The organism is Allobosea sp. RCC_152_1, assembly GCF_041360765.1.
Classification (GTDB): domain Bacteria; phylum Pseudomonadota; class Alphaproteobacteria; order Rhizobiales; family Beijerinckiaceae; genus Allobosea; species Allobosea spartocytisi.
Genome location: NZ_JBFUPU010000002.1, coordinates 421,953 through 434,659, shown reverse-complemented (window position 1 = coordinate 434,659; position 12,707 = coordinate 421,953). Strand labels below are relative to the sequence as shown.

The following is a 12,707-nucleotide window of genomic DNA, read 5'->3' as shown; positions in this document are numbered from 1 at the left end:
TGTCATGATCGCGGCAGACTCAAAACCACCATCGGATGCCGCCTTGACGCAGACCCTGACCATCAGCCTCACTGGTACCACGGACCTACCGCCCGGCAAGATCGCCGCGGTCGTCACGTCGCTGGAAATGTTCGCGAAACCGGCCGAGCGGCCCGACCCGCCGGGAACCGGGGCTTTCTCCCTCGAGCCGATCGACGGGCGCGATACGGAGCGCTATCTCGCCCTCTACCGGCTGCTCGGCGAGCGCTGGATGTGGTTCAGCCGCCTTACCGAGCCGCGTGCCGAGCTGGAAGCGACCCTCACCGATCCATCCGTCGCGATCTATGCCGCACGTTATGAGGGGCGCGATGTCGGGCTGCTGGAACTCGATTTTCGCGAGGCGGGGGAGGCGGAGCTCGCCTTCTTCGGGCTCGACGAGCCCGTGCTCGGCACGGGAGCCGGACGCTGGCTGATGAACCGGGCGCTGGCGCTGGCCTGGGCGAAGCCGATCTCGCGCTTCTGGGTGCATACCTGCACCATCGACCATCAGGGCGCGCTCGCCTTCTACCAGCGCTCGGGCTTCAAGGTCTTCAAGCGCGGCATCGAGGTCAACGACGACCCGCGGCTGGCGGGCCAGATGCGGCGGGATTGCGTGCCGCACCACCCGGTCGTCGCCTGAGGGCGCGATCCACCGCCGAGATGCTCGGGCTTGACCCGAGCATCTCGGAAATCAGAGCGCTCTGGTCATGAGATTCTCGGGGCAAGCCCGAGAATGACGCCCTGTCCCGGTCGGCCGTATCGCCGGCAAACAAAAAAGGCGGAAGCCTGTGGGCTTCCGCCTCCTGATAGCTTTCGGCCGGGAGCGCTCAGGCCCGCGAGCGCAGCCCGATGGCGTCCATCGTCGCCTGGTCGCGGGCGGCTTCGGCGGCGCGCTCGGTCGCCCGTTCGCGGTCGTCGAGGATCTCGACCTTCTTCATCTCCTCGAAGGCCTCCTGCAATTCGGCCTTGGCCTCGTCGAGCTGGCCCTGCAGGTTCTCGGCCGACTGGCGCAGATTGTCGCGCCGGCCGAGCGCCGCCTTGGCGTAGGTCGGATAGGCGAAATGCGCGGGATCGGAGATCCCGGCGCGTGCTTCCTCCGAGTGGATTTCACGATCGAGATCGTTCGCCATCCGATTGAAGTCGGCGATCATCATCTCGATCTGGCTCACCCGGCGACGTTTTTCGTCGACCTGGAAGCGCTTCAGCCGCAGAAGCGTCTCTCGCGACTTCATCTCGTTTTCAACTCCTGATCGCGCATGGTCGCGGCCGACCCCTCGGCCTGCAACCGGAAAACTCCGCGAGACGGCGTCACAATAGGCGCAAGGAGGTTGACCCTTTCTTACCGGAAAGGACTGCCTTTTCTGCATGTTCAAGTCGCATCCGCGCTGCTGCCGCGGCGTGACAGGATGATCTAGTCAGTTTCCGGCGGTCAGCTGGCCGTTCTTTCGGGTTCCTCGCCTTGCCGTCCTCATCTCGTTTTTCCGGCCACGGGCCTTTGCTATGCGGGCTGGTCGCGACGCGGCTCATCGGCTGGGGCACGACCTTCTATTCGCCCTCGGTGCTGATGCAGGCGCTCGACCGCGATCTCGGGCTCAATGCCGAGATCGTCTTCGGCGGCATCACCATCCTGCTGGTGACGGGCGCGCTGGTCGCACCCGCGATCGGCCGCGTGCTCGACCGGGAAGGGACGCGCCGCTCGATGTGCGTGGGCGCGATCATCTGCGCATTGGGCTTCGCGGTGCTGTCCATGGCGCAAGGGCCGATCAGCTATCTGGCGAGCTGGTTCGTGATCGGGATCGGCCATGCGATGTCGCTCGCCAATGTCGGCAACGTCGCCGTCGCGCAGCTCATGGGCGAGCGGACACGGCGGGTCATCGGCCTGATGATGCTGGTGACGGGGCTGTCCTCCAGCCTGTTCTGGCCGCTGACGGCGATCCTCATGGGTGCCTTCGGCTGGCGCGCGACGCTGCTCGTCTTCGCAGCGATGCAGCTCTTCATCGTGCTGCCGATCTATGCGGCGGTTCCACGCTTCCACGGACATCCCACGCCGGCGGCCGCCGGGACCGCGCCAGCTTCCTCCCTCGAGACCGGGCGGGTCGAGCCCGGAAAGCGGCGGATGGCGTTCTGGCTGACGGCTTTCGCCTTCTCCGCCAGCGGCCTGGTTTCCTGGGGGCTGCCGCTGCATCTCATCAGCCTGTTCCGGGAGGGCGGCCTGACGCAGACGGAGGCGGTCTGGATCGCGACGCTGGGTGGACCCGCCACCATCGTCGCACGGGCGATCGACGCCACGCTGGGCGAGAGGCTGCCAGTGGAGCGCGTCGCGCTCTTCGGCCTGCTGCTCGGGCCGCTCTGCTGCCTTATCCTGCCCCTGGCGCCGACGGGGATCGTGGCGGCCGGAATCTTCGTCGCGGTTTTCAACGCGGCGCTGGGCGTCATTTCCGTGGCGCGTGCGACGCTGCCGCTCGCGCTCTTCGGGCGGCGTGGCTTTGCCGCGATGCTCGGCCAGCTCACCGTGCCGCAGAACATCGCCTTCGCGGTGGCGCCGCTGCTGTTCGCGGTGCTGATCGAGCGTCTCGGCGCCAGTGCGACGCTGATCTTTTCCGCCGTGATCCAGTTCTTCGGCTTCTTCGCGATGCTCGCGCTGGCGCGGATGCTCGCGCGGGCGCCGGCCGTCTCTCAATAACCGGCGAGCAGGGCCAGCAAGGCGAGCGCCGCCGGCAGGGCCTGAATGTAGAGGATCTTGCGGCTCGCAGTGGCCGCGCCGAAGAGGCCTGCGACGAGCACGCAAGCCAGGAAGAACAGCTTGATCGAAAGGCCCGCCGGCCCGAGCCAGAGGCCCCAGCCGAGCCCTGCGGCGAGGAAGGCGTTGTAGAGGCCCTGATTGGCCGCAAGCACCCGCGACTGCTTGGCGAATTCCGGCGTGAGGCCGAAGGCCCGGCGTCCGCGCGGGGTATCCCAGAGCCAGATTTCCAGCACGGCGATATAGACGTGGATCAGGGCTACGAGCCCGGTCAGGATGGTGGCGATCAAGCTCTGGGTCTCCGGTCGGCGTTCGCAGCGGGCTTCAGCGCAGCTCGATCTTCACGACATCGCGCACGGCCCGCGCGCCGCGCTTGTCGCCGGGAGCGACGAGGCGCCAGTCCTGGTCGAGCGGCTTGCCGTCGATCGCCGTCACCAGGAGCAGGGGCAGATTGCCGAAATCCGGATGGATCTCGCCGATCGAGAAGGCGATCCGGTAGCCGTCCCGGGCATTGACGAGGATGGTCTTGGCGAGCTGAGCCTTGAGATCGAGGCCGTCGAAAACCTTGTTCGCCTGCAGGACGTCCCACAGCAGCACGCCCCTGTAATGCGCGGTCGATGGGCCCTTCGAAGTGGCGAAGGTGACGTCGCGGTCGACGTTGGGAAGGGTGGCCACGGTCCGGGGCGATAGGGTGATCGCGGAAGGTCCCGCCCCGATCAGTTCCAAAACGGGCTCCGTGGCCCGCGCAGCCGCGGAGCCCGAGAGCAGCACGAACAGGATCAGGAAAGAGCGCAGCATCGAGATGTCCTTCCGCAGGCGGCGACTGTAACATAGCGTCCCCTGCCGGCGTCAGGGCCTCGGCCTGTCATAGGGCGTCCTCCTGGCGATGCCGTGCTCATGCGCCTTCGCTCATGATCGCTGCGAGGCGGGCATAGCTTTCCGGAAGCGAGGTCGCATCGTCCTTGGCCTGCTTGAGGAAGGCCTCCAGCGCCGGGTTGAGGCGGATCGCCTCGTCGACCTCGGCCGAGGCGCCCTGGCGATAGGCGCCAAGGCGAATCAATTCCTCCATGTCGGCATAGGTCGCGAGCGTGGCGCGCGCCTTCTGCACGACGGGGTAATAAGCCGGGTCGCAGGAGCGCGGCATGGTGCGCGAGACCGATTTCAGGATGTTGATCGCCGGATAGCGGCCGCGCTCGGCGATGGAGCGCTCCATCACGATATGGCCGTCGAGGATGCCGCGCACCGCGTCGGCGACCGGCTCGTCATGGTCGCCGCCATCGACCAGCACGGTGAAGAGGCCGGTGATGGCCCCGTCTTCGGTGCCTGGCCCGGCACGCTCCAGAAGGCGCGGCAATTCGGCGAAGACGGTCGGGGTGTAGCCCTTGGTCGTCGGCGGCTCGCCGGCGGCCAGCCCGATCTCGCGCATCGCCATGGCGAAGCGCGTCACCGAATCCATCAGGCACATCACCTGCAGGCCGCGGTCGCGGAAATATTCGGCGAGCGTCAGCGTGGTGAGCGCCGCCTGCTTGCGCATCAAAGCGGGCTCGTCGGAGGTCGCGACGACGACGATCGAGCGGGCGAGGCCCTCCGGCCCGAGGTCCTCCTGCAGGAACTCCTGAACCTCGCGGCCGCGCTCGCCGACGAGGCCGATGATGTTGACGTCGGCGCGGGCATAGCGGGCCAGCATCGAAAGCAGCACCGACTTGCCGACGCCCGAACCGGCGAAGATGCCCATGCGCTGGCCGAGGCAGCAGGTCAAGAAGGCGTTGAGCGCGCGCACGCCGAGGTCGAGCGGCTTGCCAACGCGGCGCCGGGCGTGGGCCGGCGGCGGATCGGCGCGAAAGGCGTAGAGCGTGTCGCCCTGCGGCAGCGGCGGGCCGCCATCGACCGGACGGCCGAGCGCATCGACGACGCGCCCGAGCCAGGCCGAGGTGGGCGAGAGGCCCGGCTGCGCGCGGTCGACATAAGCCGGGCACCCGCGGCGCACACCGTCGAGACCGCCGAAGGGCATGACCAGCGCCTTCTCGCCCGAAAAGCCGACGACTTCGCAGGGGACGCGCGTGTCCGGCGCGATCTCGATGCCGACCCGGCCGCCCAGGCTCATCGCGCCGATGGGACCGGCGACCTCGACGAGCAAGCCGCGCACGCCGATGACACGGCCATAGACCGTCATTCCGTCCAGGCCGTCGATGGCGGAGGCCAGGGCCGAGAGCCGTCCAGTACCGTGTGAAGGGTTGCTCATAAGGCCTTCGTCAACCTTTCGTTTACCTCTGTGATTAACACTGTGTTTCGAGATCGCTGCGTGTCGCGGGGCTTTTGCTGCCCCGTTTCCCGAGGCGGTCTCCGCGAAACGGCGTTTTCGCGGAGGAGTGCTCGTCGATCCGTGTCAAATTCGACTCACCTGGACAAGGATCGTTCACTTTCTCCAAGGAAGCCCTTGCGCTCGGGAATCACGGTTTGTTAACCAATTCACCGTAGCGTGTCGCGTGGCGTTTCATCGGGCAAGTGCGTCGTCGTCCGGTTCCGGGCTGGTCCGGGCGAAAAGAGCGATCAACCTGCCCTGCGGGCGAAATTGGGGACGTGGACATGCGGGTTCTGCTGATCGAGGACGATAGCGCGACCGCTCAAAGCATCGAGCTCATGCTCAAATCCGAGAGCTTCAACGTCTATACGACGGATCTCGGCGAAGAGGGCGTCGATCTCGGCAAACTCTACGACTACGACATCATCCTGCTCGATCTGAACCTCCCCGACATGTCGGGTTACGAGGTTCTGCGCAGCTTGCGGGTCGCCAAGGTCAAGACGCCGATCCTGATCCTCTCCGGCCTCGCCGGGATCGAGGACAAGGTGAAGGGCCTCGGCTTCGGCGCCGACGACTATCTCACCAAGCCGTTCCACAAGGACGAGCTGGTCGCCCGCATCCATGCGATTGTGCGTCGCTCGAAGGGCCACGCCCAGTCGGTCATCACCACCGGCGATCTGGTCGTCAATCTCGACACCAAGACGGTTGAGGTCGATGCCGCCCGCGTGCACCTGACCGGCAAGGAATACCAGATGCTGGAGCTGCTCTCGCTCCGCAAGGGCACGACGCTCACCAAGGAGATGTTCCTCAACCATCTCTATGGCGGCATGGACGAGCCCGAGCTCAAGATCATCGACGTCTTCATCTGCAAGCTGCGCAAGAAGCTGGCGAACGCCTCGGACGGCAAGAACTACATCGAGACCGTGTGGGGCCGCGGCTATGTGCTGCGCGAGCCTTCCGACGTCGAGGAACGCATCCCGGCCTGACGCATTCCCGTCGCTTCGTCGTCATGCGACGGTCACGCGGCAGGGAGATAAGAGTTTTGACCTGATCGTCGGATGTACACGACAGGTCGACGGGACCCCGCCGCAAGGCGGGGTTTTTGTTTATCGGGCTCTTTCTGGACCAAGTCTGCCGGGCCAGATCGGAAACGGCCCGGATCGTTCGGAGTGCTTCCGGCGGCGCCTCGCCCCGCGAAAACCTTCGCCTCGAGAACCTTCGCCCAGCTTCAATGTGCGGTGGCGTTGCGACCGGGCGCGCGCCGATCGAGGGGGCGGGGAAATGCGGGTGTCGCCGCCGGCCGTGGCCCGGTCGCCGGCCGGTAAAGCCCGCGGTGCTGCGGGTCGGGCTGCAACGCGGTCACGAGGCCGACGACGGTTTCCGTCGCTCCCAGGACTAGGCCTCCCGCCGGCGCGAGCCGCTGGGCGAGCAGGTCTAACGCCTTCTCCTTCGTCGGCACGTCGAAATAGATCAGGACGTTGCGGCAGAACACGATGTCGAAACGGCCGAAATGGTCATTGCGCTCCAGCAGGTTGTGCTGGCGGAAATCGACCTTCGCGCGCAGCCGGTCGGCGATCTGCCATTTGTCGCCGCGCTGGCTGAAATGCTTCAGCAGCATCTGGATCGGCAGGCCGCGCTGCACCTCGAACTGGCTGTAGATGCCGGAGCGTGCCTTCTCCAGCACGTCGCCGGAGATGTCGGTGCCGAGGATCTCGATCTTCCAGCCGGCAAGGCGCTCGGCCATGTCGTCGATCAGCATGGCGAGCGAATAGGCCTCCTGGCCGCTCGAAACCGCGGCGCACCAGATGCGCAGCGAACGCGAAGCCGCGTTGGCAGCGAGCTTTTCGGGCAGCAGGACATCACGGAAGAGGTCGAACGGCGTGCGGTCGCGGAAGAACAGGGTCTCGTTGGTGGTCATCGCCTCGACCACGGCGGCCTCCAACTGGGGATCGCGGCCGAGCCGCATTCGCTGCATCAGCACCTCGATGCTCTCGATGCTGCGGCGCCGGCACAGGATGCTCAGACGGCTCTCGGCGAGATAACGCTTGTCCGTGCCCAGAGCCAGGCCGGAACGCTGCCGCAGCAGCAGGCGCAGGAAGGCGAAATCCGTTTCCGTCATGCCGGCGGCGCTCCCCGCAGGAGAGCCCGGATCGCGCCACCGATCTCGTCGAGCGGCGCGACCGCGCTGGCGTGGCGGGCACGCACGACCGAGCCGGGCATACCCCAGATCGTGCTGCTCTGTTCATCCTGCGCGACGACGGCGGCCCCGGCCTGGCGCAGGGCCGCGGCGCCGTCCGTGCCATCGCTGCCCATGCCCGTGAGCACCAGCCCCAGCGCCGCGGCGCCGAGATGGCGGGCCGCATCGCCGAACAGGACATCGACGGCCGGGCGACAGAAATTGACCGGGGGGCCGTCGCTGATCGCCGCCACGATATGGCCGAGCCTCCGGTCGATGCCGAGATGCCGCCCGCCGGGCGCGATGTAGACGGTGCCGCGCGCCAGGCGCTCGCCATCGAACGGCTCGCGTGTGGGGATGCCGACATGGCTTGCGACCTGCTCGGCGAAGGAGGCCGTGAACAGGGGAGGCATGTGCTGGACGACGAGCGTGGTGATGTCCCTCAGCGCGTCGCCGATGTCGAAAAGGACCCGGGCGACGGCGCGCGGGCCGCCGGTCGAGGCGCCGATCAGCAGATAGCGCGGCATCGCCCAGACGAGGGGTCGCAGATCGGTATGGCCGGCCGGCCAGCCGAGATCGACCTCGGGCGGTAACGTCCCCGGCTGGGTCGCGGATTGGGCGATGTTGCCGAGCTTCAGCAGGAACTCGCTGCGGAAGTCGAGCGACAGCGTCATGCCGGCGCGGCTGTCGGGCTTGGAGACGAGATCCATCGCGCCTTTCGTCATGCATTCCAGGGCGAGGCGCGTATTGCGCTCGTTCAGCGTCGCCGCGAGCAGGATGCTGGTGTGCGGGCTTTCCCGCAGGATGTGCGGCAGGGCGCTGGGGCCATCGACGCCACGCATGTCGAGATCGAGCACCAGCACGTCCGGCTTGAAGCGGCCGGCATGGGCCAGCGCCGTCTCGCCGTCTCCGGCCACGGCGACGACATGGAAGTTGCCGGTTTCGCCGAGCCAGCGCGCGAACAGCCCGCGCACCACCGCCGAGTCATCGGCTATGACGACCGTCTTGTGCCGGCCGGAGCCGGGCGAGGCTGAACGCGAAACGATCATGCTGGCGCAACCCGGTTGCGGAAAGGCGTCGTCGTCGAAGGCGAGGAAGCGTTGCGAGCCTCGAGGCTCAGAGCAGCCCGACCTGATGGAACTTGGACGCCACGATCTCCTTGTCGAACGGCTTCATGATGTATTCGTCGGCACCGGCATGCATGGCCCGCGCGATATGGGCGATGTCGTTCTCGGTGGTGCAGAACACGACCTTGGGCCGCTTGCCGCCGGGCATCTGGCGCAGCGTGCGTAGGAATTCATAGCCGTCCATGATCGGCATGTTCCAGTCGAGCAGCACGGCGTCCGGCATCTCGCCCTTGCAGGCGTCGATGGCGCGCGCGCCGTCTTCCGCCTCGGCGATGCGGAACTGCAACCCTTCGAGGATGCGGCGGGCTACTTTTCGGATCACCGCCGAGTCGTCGACAACGAGGCAGTACTTCATGGTCTGTCTCCAGAAACTCTGCCGGGCACTCAGGCTGCGGCTTGCAGGTCAAGGTCAAGAACGGCGTCGAGATCGAGGATGACGAGCAGTTCGTGGGGGAGGCGGTGGACGCCGCCCGCCAGCGCGGCCCATGTCCTGTCGAGATTGACGGGCAATGGCTCGAGGGTCGAACGATCGAGCCGGACGACCTCGCCGACGGCGTCGACGATCAGCGCATAGGCCTCGCCGCGATGGTCGAGGCCGATCGCCGTCAATTCGGCATGTCTCTGGTCGAGCGTCTCGGGGACCGGGCAGCCCAGCCGGCTGCGCAGGCAGATCGCGGTGACGATGCGGCCGCGCAGATTGAGCAGGCCGACAATGTCCGGCGGTGCCCCGGGAACGAGCGTGATGCGATGGGTGATGAAGACGTCGCGCACGCGCTCGATCGGCAGCCCCAGCAGCTGTCCGCCGATCCGGACCGTCACATAGTCCAGCGAATCCGCGAAATGCGGCGCCGGGCCCTGGTCATGGCTCGGGCTTCCGGTCATGCGGCGTCCCTCATCGTGGAGCCGCTGGCGTTCAACTCGCCCAGCAGGGCGCGGCGGTCGAATTTGGCGACGATTCCGTCGGCGCCGGCCTCGGTCACCCGGCGGTGCAGTTCCGGCGTCGCGCAGGTCGTCAGGCCGAGAAGCCGCAGCGGATTGTCACGGGGGCGGGCGCGCAGCGCGACGATCAGCTCCAGCGCGGCCTCGAGGTCGCGGTCGAGATCGACGAGGACGATGCCGACCTCCGGCGCCATCGCCGCCTGCGAGGCGGCGTTGCCGTCGGCCGCGGTGGCGAGGATGCGGCCTGAGGCCCGCAGCACGGGGCTCAGCATCTCCCGCAGGAACTCCGAGGGTTCCACCAGCAGGACATGCTCCGGCGCCACGTTTGCCCGGCCTGCGCCGGTCCAGCCGGGCTCGCCGAGCGGCAGGTAATGGGCGAGATCGACGATGTCGGTGGCGCGGCCGCGCAGGATCGCCGAACCGATCACGCCCCGCTCGCCGGACGTCGCCAACTCCAGCTCGAATTCTTCGTCGACGATATCGATGATGGTCTCCACCGCGAGCGCGGCGGTCTGCTCGCCATTCGAGACGATTACGAGGGGCTGGAGCCCTTCGCGCAGCAGCTTGGTTTCGCCAAGCGGCGTCACCGGGACGAGGCGGTTGCGATAATGCAGGAGCGTGCGCCCCGCGCCGTGCTGGAAGCTGTCGGCATCGACCTCCTCCAGCCGCGTGACGAGCGAGAGCGGCAGGGCCTGGATCCGGTCGGCACCGGTGCGGAACACCAGCATCGTGGTGCGCTCCCCGGTCGCCATCGGCGCCGGCGCGGCTTCCGCCTCGTCATCGGCCGCGTCGGAACCGGCCGCGCCGACGAGCCGGGCGATGCCGTTGGGATCGACGATCAGCACGACGGCACCGTCACCGAGGATGGTGTTGCCGGAGAAGAGCGGGATGTGCCGAAGCTTGCTCGACATCGGCTTCACCACGATTTCCTCGGTGTGGAAGACGCCGTCGACGAGGATGCCGAACTGGCGCTCGCCGATCTGGGTGACCACGATGAAGCCGTCGGCGCCGTCCTTCTTCGCGCCGCCCATCAGCTCGCCGAGCGCGACGATCGGCAGGAGCCGCCCGCGCAGGCGCAGCACGGGAGCGCCGTTGATGTCCTCGAGACGGTTCTCGTCGCCGGCCTTGACGCGCACGAGCTCTCGCACCGCCGTCTGGGGGATCGCATAGCGCTCCTCGCCGGCGACGACGATCAGGGCCGAGATGATGGCGAGCGTCAGCGGGATCTTGATGGTGATCGTCGTTCCCTGGCCGGGGCGGCTGGCAATGTCGACGAGGCCGCCGACCGAATCGACATTCGCCTTGACGACGTCCATGCCGACGCCGCGCCCGGACACGGCCGTGACGTTCTCGACCGTCGAGAAGCCGGGATGGAAGATGAAGCGGGCGATCTGGGCGTCGCTCATCCTCTCGATCTCGGCTTCGGTCGCGAGGCCCGCGGCGATCGCCTTGCGGCCGATGCGCCCGACATCGAGGCCGCGCCCGTCGTCGCCGACCGCGATCGTGACCGAGCCGCCCTCATGCCAGGCCGAGACGCGGATCGTGCCGTGCTCGGGCTTGCCGGCGGCGCGGCGCTCCTCCGCGGACTCCAGCGCATGGTCGGCGCAGTTGCGGACCATGTGGATCAGCGGATCCTTGATCAGGTCGAGGATCTGCCGGTCGAGTTCGGTGTCGGCGCCCTCGGTCACCAGCTCGATACGCTTGCCGAGCTCGCTGCTCAGATCGCGCACGATGCGCGGCAGCTTCGCCCAGGCGCTGCCGATCGGCTGCATCCGGGTCTTCATCACGCCGTCCTGCAATTCGGCGGTGATCAGCGAAAGACGCTGCAGGGGAGCTTTCAGCCCGGCATCTTCCCGCTGCCGCGAGACTTCGAGCAGCTGGTTGCGGGTCAGCACCAGCTCCGACACCATCGTCATCAGATGTTCGATGGTGTCGACCGCGACGCGCAATGTGGGGGGGCCGCCGGTGCGCTGGCCCGCACCTTCCTCGGCAGGGGCCTGTGGCTTGGTCTCGATGCGGCCATCCGGTCCGCGTTGCGGGTCGGGCACGCTGCGAAAGACGATGTCGTCGGAAGCGGAGGCGCTGGGCGAGGCGAGGGCGGCGGCTTCCTGGGTCTTGCCGTGGCGCGCGAGATAGGCCGCGACAGGATCGACGAACACCTCGTCGGGCGGCGGCTGGACCAGCTCGGCCTTGGCATGGCTCGCAAGCGCCTGGAGCTCGCCGATCAGCGTCTCGTCGTTGCCCTCCGGCTCCTGCCCCTTTTCGGCCAGCTCGGACAGGATGTCCTTGATCCGGTCGATCGTCTCCAGGATCGCGGTGACGGCGCTCGGCTTGACCGTCGCGCCGTCGCGGAACTGGCCGATCACCGACTCGGCCGCATGGGTCAGCGCCTCGAGCCGGGGCAGGCCGATGAAGCCGCAGGTGCCTTTGACGGTGTGGACGAGGCGGAAGATGTTCCGCAGGATGTCGCGGTCGTTGGGATTCTGCTCGAAACGGACGAGCTCCCGATCGACCGTGTCGAGATTCTCGCCGGTCTCGGTCAGGAACTCTTGCAGCAGCTCGTCCATGCAGGAAGATCACTCAACGCGACGCACTGCGGGAACTAAAGCAGCAGAAGGGTTTATGATCGGTTGAAACCCGACCTCGACTGCGGAGTTTCGCTCAGGCTTCCGCCTTGGCGGCCTTGATCGTGACCATGTCGCCCTCGATCGCGAAGGTGATCGCCATGCCGGCGGCCCGGGCGACCATGCCGGCATAGAGCGGCTGGACGGCGTGGGCGTCGATCGCGCCGCTCTCGGAACGCCCCGCGATCAGCTCCTCGACATGGGCCGGGATGCGGGCATGCGAGCCGGTCGCGGTGATCTCGAAGGAGCCCTGTTCGCCCTCGACGACCGCGCGCGAGACCAGCTTGCCGCCGCGCGGCACGGCCTGCGTCGCGATGAGCAGGAGGTTCAGCAGCAGCTTGACCTGGTTCTTCGGCAGGAGGGCGCGCGGCGCCTCCCAGTCGAGCGAGAGCTTCTCGTCGTTGAGGAAGCCGTTGGCGACGTTGCCGGCATCGCCGAGGTCGATCATTGCGCCGGCAGAGCCGGCGGCGCCGAAGGCGAGGCGGGCGAATTGCAGCCGGGCCGAGGCGTTGCGGGCGCTCTTCTTGATCAGCTCGAGCGCGAAGTCGCGCATCGAGGGGTCGTCTTCCTCCAGAACTTCCAGGGCATTGACAATCGCGCCCACCGGGCTGATCACGTCATGGCAGACGCGGCTGCAGAGAAGCGCGGCCAGGTCGAGCGGATCGAGCGAGATGGCGGTCATGAAGGTGGAATCCCGGGATGTGCGATGCGCCGACGGCGTGGCGCCGTTGCTCCCTGGTATGGTGCCATCTTGGTTTTCATGTGGTTAATCCCCATATCC

13 protein-coding genes are annotated in these 12,707 nt (G+C 67.4%); 3 read left to right on the top strand and 10 right to left on the bottom strand.

The genetic code is table 11. The annotated features are described in order from the left end of the window. Positions 1-43 precede the first annotated feature (43 nt). Positions 44-658 carry a GNAT family N-acetyltransferase gene (locus AB6806_RS08435; protein WP_370954420.1) on the top strand — a complete coding sequence of 205 codons (615 nt, stop codon included), beginning with the start codon at positions 44-46 and terminating at the stop codon, positions 656-658. A 187-nt stretch (positions 659-845) separates the two neighbouring features. Here the strand turns inward: AB6806_RS08435 and fliJ are convergent, their stop codons facing one another. Continuing rightward, a complete protein-coding gene (gene fliJ / locus AB6806_RS08430) occupies positions 846-1,250 on the bottom strand; it encodes a flagellar export protein FliJ (protein ID WP_112762799.1) in 405 nt (134 codons plus the stop codon). Between the two features lie 227 nt (positions 1,251-1,477). On the opposite strand from fliJ, the gene AB6806_RS08425 reads away from it, so the two are divergent. Continuing rightward, on the top strand, positions 1,478-2,701 hold the full coding sequence (locus AB6806_RS08425; RefSeq protein ID WP_142021635.1) for an MFS transporter: 1,224 nt from the start codon (positions 1,478-1,480) through the stop codon (positions 2,699-2,701). Here AB6806_RS08425 and AB6806_RS08420 read toward each other — a convergent pair. From AB6806_RS08420 to fliI, 3 genes are all read right to left on the bottom strand, one after another. Further along, complete coding sequence (locus AB6806_RS08420; protein ID WP_185747930.1) at positions 2,695-3,048, bottom strand: DUF1304 domain-containing protein; 354 nt, start codon at positions 3,046-3,048, stop codon at positions 2,695-2,697. The two genes, AB6806_RS08425 and AB6806_RS08420, sit on opposite strands and share 7 nt — an antisense overlap. 34 nt (positions 3,049-3,082) lie before the next feature. Further along, on the bottom strand, positions 3,083-3,556 hold the full coding sequence (locus AB6806_RS08415; protein ID WP_142021636.1) for a hypothetical protein: 474 nt from the start codon (positions 3,554-3,556) through the stop codon (positions 3,083-3,085). 97 nt (positions 3,557-3,653) lie between these two features. Next, positions 3,654-5,000, bottom strand: coding sequence for a flagellar protein export ATPase FliI (gene fliI / locus AB6806_RS08410; protein ID WP_038359316.1), 1,347 nt, complete (start codon positions 4,998-5,000; stop codon positions 3,654-3,656). A gap of 344 nt (positions 5,001-5,344) precedes the next feature. Here fliI and ctrA point away from each other — a divergent pair, with 344 nt between their 5' ends. Beyond that, complete coding sequence (gene ctrA / locus AB6806_RS08405; protein WP_038359314.1) at positions 5,345-6,046, top strand: response regulator transcription factor CtrA; 702 nt, start codon at positions 5,345-5,347, stop codon at positions 6,044-6,046. Positions 6,047-6,288: 242 nt separating this feature from the next. On the opposite strand, the gene AB6806_RS08400 is transcribed toward ctrA, so the two are convergent. The 6 genes from AB6806_RS08400 to chpT all read right to left on the bottom strand — a co-directional run bounded on the left by AB6806_RS08400 (position 6,289) and on the right by chpT (position 12,608). Continuing rightward, on the bottom strand, positions 6,289-7,179 hold the full coding sequence (locus AB6806_RS08400) for a CheR family methyltransferase (protein ID WP_038359312.1): 891 nt from the start codon (positions 7,177-7,179) through the stop codon (positions 6,289-6,291). Next, on the bottom strand, positions 7,176-8,285 hold the full coding sequence (gene cheB / locus AB6806_RS08395) for a chemotaxis-specific protein-glutamate methyltransferase CheB (protein WP_038359311.1): 1,110 nt from the start codon (positions 8,283-8,285) through the stop codon (positions 7,176-7,178). The genes AB6806_RS08400 and cheB overlap by 4 nt, the downstream gene beginning before the upstream one ends. A 67-nt stretch (positions 8,286-8,352) precedes the next feature. Next, positions 8,353-8,718, bottom strand: a complete 366-nt coding sequence (locus AB6806_RS08390) for a response regulator (protein WP_038359309.1) — start codon at positions 8,716-8,718, stop codon at positions 8,353-8,355. Between the two features lie 29 nt (positions 8,719-8,747). Then, positions 8,748-9,245, bottom strand: coding sequence for a chemotaxis protein CheW (locus tag AB6806_RS08385; RefSeq protein ID WP_038359307.1), 498 nt, complete (start codon positions 9,243-9,245; stop codon positions 8,748-8,750). Further along, on the bottom strand, positions 9,242-11,869 hold the full coding sequence (locus AB6806_RS08380; RefSeq protein ID WP_370954419.1) for a hybrid sensor histidine kinase/response regulator: 2,628 nt from the start codon (positions 11,867-11,869) through the stop codon (positions 9,242-9,244). Before AB6806_RS08380 ends, AB6806_RS08385 begins: the two co-directional genes overlap by 4 nt. A 94-nt stretch (positions 11,870-11,963) precedes the next feature. After that, positions 11,964-12,608, bottom strand: coding sequence for a histidine phosphotransferase ChpT (gene chpT / locus AB6806_RS08375; RefSeq protein ID WP_038359304.1), 645 nt, complete (start codon positions 12,606-12,608; stop codon positions 11,964-11,966). Positions 12,609-12,707: the final 99 nt, after the last annotated feature.

Coding starts and splice junctions, on each gene's coding strand:
- fliJ (WP_112762799.1), bottom strand. CDS start 1,250: ATGAAGTCGCGAGAGACGCTTCTGCGGCTGAAGCGCTTCCAGGTCGAC.
- AB6806_RS08415 (WP_142021636.1), bottom strand. CDS start 3,556: ATGCTGCGCTCTTTCCTGATCCTGTTCGTGCTGCTCTCGGGCTCCGCG.
- fliI (WP_038359316.1), bottom strand. CDS start 5,000: ATGAGCAACCCTTCACACGGTACTGGACGGCTCTCGGCCCTGGCCTCC.
- ctrA (WP_038359314.1), top strand. CDS start 5,345: ATGCGGGTTCTGCTGATCGAGGACGATAGCGCGACCGCTCAAAGCATC.
- AB6806_RS08400 (WP_038359312.1), bottom strand. CDS start 7,179: ATGACGGAAACGGATTTCGCCTTCCTGCGCCTGCTGCTGCGGCAGCGT.
- cheB (WP_038359311.1), bottom strand. CDS start 8,285: ATGATCGTTTCGCGTTCAGCCTCGCCCGGCTCCGGCCGGCACAAGACG.
- AB6806_RS08390 (WP_038359309.1), bottom strand. CDS start 8,718: ATGAAGTACTGCCTCGTTGTCGACGACTCGGCGGTGATCCGAAAAGTA.
- AB6806_RS08385 (WP_038359307.1), bottom strand. CDS start 9,245: ATGACCGGAAGCCCGAGCCATGACCAGGGCCCGGCGCCGCATTTCGCG.
- AB6806_RS08380 (WP_370954419.1), bottom strand. CDS start 11,869: ATGGACGAGCTGCTGCAAGAGTTCCTGACCGAGACCGGCGAGAATCTC.
- chpT (WP_038359304.1), bottom strand. CDS start 12,608: ATGACCGCCATCTCGCTCGATCCGCTCGACCTGGCCGCGCTTCTCTGC.